3 protein-coding genes are annotated in these 6,731 nt (G+C 37.1%); 1 reads left to right on the top strand and 2 read right to left on the bottom strand.

Features of this window, described 5'->3' with window-relative positions; translation table 11 throughout:
• The first annotated feature begins 211 nt into the window (after positions 1-211).
• Positions 212-3,922 (top strand): reverse transcriptase domain-containing protein, encoded by a 3,711-nt coding sequence (locus BOW51_RS05815; protein ID WP_167367247.1) that lies wholly within the window; start codon positions 212-214, stop codon positions 3,920-3,922.
• Between the two features lie 486 nt (positions 3,923-4,408).
• Here the strand turns inward: BOW51_RS05815 and BOW51_RS05810 are convergent, their stop codons facing one another.
• Both BOW51_RS05810 and BOW51_RS11415 read right to left on the bottom strand, forming a co-directional pair.
• Positions 4,409-5,269, bottom strand: coding sequence for a hypothetical protein (locus BOW51_RS05810; RefSeq protein ID WP_078476874.1), 861 nt, complete (start codon positions 5,267-5,269; stop codon positions 4,409-4,411).
• A gap of 333 nt (positions 5,270-5,602) precedes the next feature.
• Positions 5,603-6,731: GIY-YIG nuclease family protein (locus tag BOW51_RS11415; protein WP_217349017.1), on the bottom strand; the 1,129-nt coding region annotated here is incomplete at its 5' end.

Below are 6,731 nucleotides of genomic sequence, written 5' to 3'. Positions count from 1 at the left end.
CATAACCATGATCATAGCATTAGTTTGTAATCGATCAACAGAACAAACGGCTCTTGATACAGCAGAATTCTGTTGCTCAGTTTTCAAGAAACTGTTCAATTGTGAACTGAATATGGAACTTTTAACCAACCTCCTGCAAACTGTCATTTTTAGTTAATGAACTTTGTACTCATGGTATTTTCGATCTTTCAGTGGAATGCCGGGAGTTTTTATGCCCATGGTCTTCATTTTAAACACTATCTCACTACCCTTCCTGCCACATGTAATTTGTCTACAGGAAACTTGGTTCCAAAGTCCTCAAATCTCACAGATACAGGGTTATTATCCCCCTTTTTATTGCAATAGACCCGATGGCCAAAGACGCGGAGGTTGTGCCATATATACTAAAATAGGCTTACAAGCCAAACAAATTCAGACTTCTTTTCACCACCAATCAGTAGCCATTCAAGTTTATCTTGGCAACACTGACCTTATTATTCTTAATACTTATATTCCCGAACCGCAGATCCAACTAGACGATGTCTCAGCATTCTTGAGAGAACACCAATCACAATTTTTCATTTGTGGTGATTTCAACAGTCACCACTCTCTATGGGGTAGTTCACATACCGATACTAAAGGTAAAAAGTTACTTGAATTTAGTGAGGAACACAATCTTGTCCTTCTAAATGATGGGTCTGGCACTAGACTTGGCACAAATGGTCAGCTCTCACCTTTAGATTTAACCTTTGCTTCACCACAACTCGCAGTAAAATGCACATGGGAAGTTTTACCCAATGAATGTAATAGTGATCATTTCCCCATTAGAACAAACTTTTCTACTATATATAAACCCCCATTGTCCACAAGAACCCCTCACTGGGTACTTAAGAGGGCTGATTGGAAGAGCTACTCAAATGGGTGTTTAGTATCTCTCACTGAGAGTATTTTAACAAACAATATTGAAAGTGATAATAAAAATATTGTAGAATCAATCCTAGAAGTAGCATCCCATACAGTTCCTCAATCCCAAGTTAAAGAACATAAACCACAACAACCTTGGTGGAATTCAGAGTGCTCTAAAGCTTTTCACGAACGAAATCGTGCCAGAAATAGAGCCGGTCATTCACGCTTACCAGCAGATTACATAGCTTATAAACAAAAAAAGGCAATTTTGCAAAAAACTGTTAAAAAATCCAAAACCCTTTTCTGGCAGAATTATGTATCAGATGTCTCCAAGGATACCCACCTAAGAAAAATTTGGAGCACTGCCAAAAAATTAAATAATCTTAATACCACTCCTCGTATTACCCCCTTACATGACCCTCTCTCTAAAGAATCCCTCACATCCTTTGAGGATAAAGCTAACCTACTCGCTAAAACTTTCTCTGATATCAGCAGTGATAATAATTACAATGCTAATTTCATCAAATATAAGGAAGACTTTGAAGCTTCTCACCAGAGTACTCTAGCAGCTCACGATATGGACTCTCCTCTCAACTCGCCATTTTCAATATCCGAATTAAATCAGACACTAAAAGGGGCTAAAGACTCCAAACCAGGCCAGGATAACATCACTTATAGTTTTCTAAAATACCTTCCTGAACCATGCAAACTTGTTGTATTGGCCTTTTTCAACAACATATGGCAGAAACAAAAACTACCAAGTGAGTGGAAACATGCCATCATAATACCCCTTCCCAAAATTGGAAAAGACCCATCCTCCCCATTTTCTTACCGACCCATTGCCCTGACTTCCTGTCTTTGTAAAACAATGGAAAAAATGGTAAATGCTCGTCTCCTGTGGTATCTTGAAAAAAATAGTCTAATCTCACCAAATCAAAGTGGATTCAGAAAAAATCGTAGTACCCTAGATCAATTGATCGCTCTAGAAGATAGCATCCATACAGCTTTTCTAAATAAAGAGTATAATGTCAACGTCTTCCTTGATTTCGAAAAGGCATACGATATGCTGTGGAGAGGTGGGTTACTCTATAAACTAAAACAACTCAATATAGATGGAAATATTTTCGGTTGGATAACTGATTTTCTATCTTCACGTAAAATCCAAGTTCTATTTGGTAACACCCTATCCCATACTTATGATATTCAAAATGGTACCCCACAAGGTAGTGTAATAAGCCCCACCCTTTTCAATGTTATGGTCAATGACCTTCCTCAAGTCGTCTCCAAATGTACTTGTAGCCAATTTGCTGATGATACTTCTATAAGAAAATCAAACAGAAATCTTTCATTCGCCAAAAAATCTATCGAAGAAGATTTGGAAAATGTCTCCAATTGGTGTGAGAGATGGGGCTTTAAGCTTTCGCAGCTAAAAACCAAACTTGTAGTCTTTACCCATAGAACCATCCCTAAAGACTTTACTATACAATTTATGAATAGCTCCTTACCATTAGATCATCACACAAGAGTCCTAGGATTATTCTTCGACTGCCGTCTATCATGGCAAATACATATAGACTATCTAATACAGAAATCTTATAAAATCATTAACCTCCTTCGTTATATCACGGGTACTCAATGGGGCTGCCATGGACCTACACTCTTACAACTATATAGAGCTTTGATGAGATCCAGGTTAGACTACGGATCCCAGGCATACAATTCTGCTTCTAACTCTATGAAAAAAAAACTTGACGTGGTAGTACACAAAGCTCTACGGTTATGTATAGGAGCTACAACTACAACCCCAATACTTGCTATGCATGTAGAAACGGGCGAATTGCCACTACAGGAACGTAGAGATTACCTCATACTGAAATATTATTTCAAATTATTGCAAGCTCCTAAAACACATCCATTATATCCCAAAATTAGTGGGAACTGGTTCTATGATATTTTAACAGATAACCATAAACAATCTCCATTCTTCCATTCTGTACGGACTCTGATGAAAGAATTTTCTATCCCAGACATTAAAGTCATGAGAAAACTATCTTCACCAATCCCACCATGGAACTATATCCCTCCAATCCAACACAATGATCTTACTCAGCTTATCAGCAAAAATGATAGCAACCCCAATTATACGGAAGCTATCTCCAAAGAATATATTGAGAGAAATTGGAGTCAATACATGCATATCTACACTGATGGCTCTAAGATAGACAAAAAATGCGCTGCATCCTTCTGTATACCTACTTTTCACTTTTCGAAAGGAGTCCGATTACCAGATTGTCTGTCTATTCATACATGTGAGTTGATTGCTATCCTCCTAGCACTGGACTGGATCCAAGACACAATTGCAGAACGAATAGTTGTTTTAGTTGATTCAATTAGTGCACTCGAAGCAATCTTTAACCCCTCTAATAATTCTAAATCACAAATTATTTTAGATATATTACATTTACACACAAACCTTACCCAACAGGCTGTTGAAATACATTATGACTGGATCCCAAGCCACATGAACATATACGGAAACGATTGGGCAGACTCTGTGGCTAAACAAGGTACTTTTCGTCCTGAAGTTACTTTTCCTTTGGATTTTCCCGTTTCTGATATCATCCCTATCATTCGCACAGCTGTCACTAATAAATTTCAAACCACTTGGGAAAAATCCACAAAAGGCCGCCATTACTTCAAAATTCAAAATCGTTTCAAGCATACTCACCACTTTTTTGGTAAAACTCGTTCAGCACAGGTAAACATTAGTAGGCTTCGACTTGGTCATGCCTATCTGGCTAATACCTTATTTCTGTTAGGGAAACATCCAACAGGTATCTGCGAATGTCAAGCACATCTAGAGACAGTCGACCATTTTTTAATATCCTGTCCACTTCATACTACAGCTAGACAAAATTTGATAATGTCCTTGAGTACGAAGGGCATCTCTTTAGATAACTCTTTATCACTCCTATCTCATCAAGCCGCGTACTTACCACTACTAAACTTTTTATCAGCCACGGGGAAAAAACTCTAATGACACAAAAACTCTGATTACTATAGGCCTTGTATCCCCTAAATACTATTGTCAAATCTAACTATTTATCTCATTTTCAACTTTATTTTACTTATTTATTTAATTTTTATTATACCTTAGGTAGATAGCTAGTTTGCACCTCATACTAATCTAAGGCTTCATTTCCATATACCCATTCAGGGTCGCCTCTGAATATGAAGAATTAACCTCCCAACTATTACTAATCAATCTACACTTCTACATTTCATCACTAGCTAGGTTTTCTGCTGTTTTTTTTATTTTTTATTTTTTAGGATATTATTATTCAAACGTTTTAAGTAATCTTTCTACAGCTAAATCCAGTTATAGTCACACCTAAAACTTTATAACACCTAGTGGCAACTTTAAAATTTCCTTTTAATAAATATTACCAGTGGCTGAAAGAACTGAGCTAAGTTATAACCAAACCATTTTGTTCAACTCGAAGTATACAATATATAAAATAAATTAATAAAACAAAAACCTATATTTTTGGCGCAAATAAACATTTAGTTTGAAAGCGCCATCAAAACCAACAACCAACCAACCAAATGCGTCTTTCAGGAGTTTTTCCGAAATTGACGGGTAGAATTCCACTACATCAAACAGAAAGAACGTGCAGGAACGTTTGTCGGGGATTGACTTGAACCACTCTATGACCGACTGTGTGTTTTTCCATTGTCGGACATTATTTCTTTTGACAATGCTATTATTGATGCGGTCGAGAATCGATTTACTGATTATCCCGATTTCACTTTTGGCAGGATTAATTAATCTACACTGTACACGGTTGGGAAAGTTGTCTTTATGGTCTTTTATAGTGATAAATGCTTGTTGTTGTGCCATAGTTTCTATCCTATCCTCAAGATGTATCTGTTCAGCAATGCGCTTTTCTGTCTCCCTAATCTTCCTAGTGTCTGAATCCGAAGCTAATTTGTACTTGGATGTTACGCTGTCCTTAACGAGATTATTATATTCTTCTTTCTCTAATGTGTAGTAATTATTTGTCTTGTCTGCCGGAACGAAAATGTGTTTCGACTTCTTTATAGTTTTCACGTCTTCACGTAGTCTATGAATGAATTTGGATTTGACTTCACGGAATTGTATGTTTTCGATAACACGCAGAAGTTCTTCCTCAAATTTCGCTAGTTCACTGATTTGTGGTGGCGTTTTTCGAGATTTGAACCCATATGTTTCGCCCTGTTCCGAAGTTACTTCTGGGTGTAGGTGGAAGAAAGCCTTCCATCGCATTCTTTTGATAACATTTTCTGTTTTATCTATGAGTTGTTTCACATACTCACGATTATCCGGCAGCGGGATATTCTTCATGGAATAGTTGAAGCTGACTCTATCCATCTTTGACAAAAACAGGAGAGTGCTCGACAAAAAGGAGCAGTATAATACACAAAATAGCATTCCACTATTGTCAAATAAAGTGCTCTATCCTTGTGGAGAGCTGTATATAACACAATTTAAAGGAATGAGTATTCTATTCCATCCACACAACGGCCCGTTTCACCATTGCTGGATCGTCAGGTGTGGTTTTCAAAGATCTGCGCTGCCGGAAGTTATTGCGTTATCGCTATGACGTGTCCGTCACGCGCAATAATGCGCGTTTTTGTGAATGATATGAAAAATATAAAAAATATAAAATTATTAACATTATACATTGCATACTAAAAACTTGTTTGCGTGCCTACATTTACTTATAAGTTCTGTTCTGCTGTTTAATATTTTTGTTTTATCTGCTGTAATAATATAATATTTCTCCCAGATGCACAGTAGACATTTCTTAGTTGTGTTCGAATAAGAGCAGGTCTGTTTCAGTACGGTCCATTCAATTGTATAATCAACTCGCTTTTCTTTCAGGTTCCATATATATTTACTTAATTCCGTATCTTTCTTCTTGTGCTCCAGTCTGAATGATGATTGGTGGTTATACCATCTTTTTTTGAATTCCGTGTCACTGATGCCTATATATGCTTTGGATTCCTGTGCTGTAATGACATTCGCTTGGTATATAATACTTTTTTGGAGACACTTTCCGGCCAGGGGGCATTCATTTGTTTGTCGACAGTTACATTCTCTTATCTTGGGTTTGTTGTCTTTCTGTAGTATAGATTTGTTGTGTGTATTTATTATTGCTCCCATATTTTTCATGCAGCTGTAGCTCACTTTCACATTGTTTCGGTTGAAGACTTTGTGAAGCTTGTTATCTATTGGAAAGTGCTTGTCAATAAGCTGTAGAAATTTCTTCCCGACGCTAGTGCAGACTTGTTTGCTAAACGGCGGATTGAACCAGATTATGTTTCGGGTACGTTTACGTCTATTTTCGGACTTTTGTTTTGGTTCAAATTTCAGCGTATAATTGTATCCCGCCTTGTTCAATGCTTCTTGGTAATCTTGGGATGCGTTATTAAACTGATCTTCGTTGCTTGAGATATTAGATAGCCTTCGATTTATTGAAGGCGCTATTGCTTTAATCACAGACTGGGGGTGGTTTGAGTTCACGTGTACATATTGCGTAATGTTATTAGGTTTCGCGTACGGTCTGTATGTGTTGTTCTTCAGGTTGAGATTTACATCCAGGAAGTTAACTATTTTTAAACTATGTTCTATAGTAATTCTTAATCCAAGGTCTTTAAAAATGGAGATCAGGTTTTTTGAAACTCTTTCAGCTTGACTTGGTGTGTGGCTGCGTAAAATACCGAGGCCATCGTCTCTGTAAAGACCTACTTCATTCGCAAACAATTTGTTAATTTTGTGGAGGATATATATTCCTACTAACTCG

This window comes from Solemya elarraichensis gill symbiont (genome assembly GCF_002021095.1).
In the GTDB taxonomy this organism is placed as follows: Bacteria; Pseudomonadota; Gammaproteobacteria; order Chromatiales; family Chromatiaceae.
The sequence above is the reverse complement of the archived record's forward strand: the minus strand, read 5'-3'. Positions and strand labels throughout refer to the sequence as shown.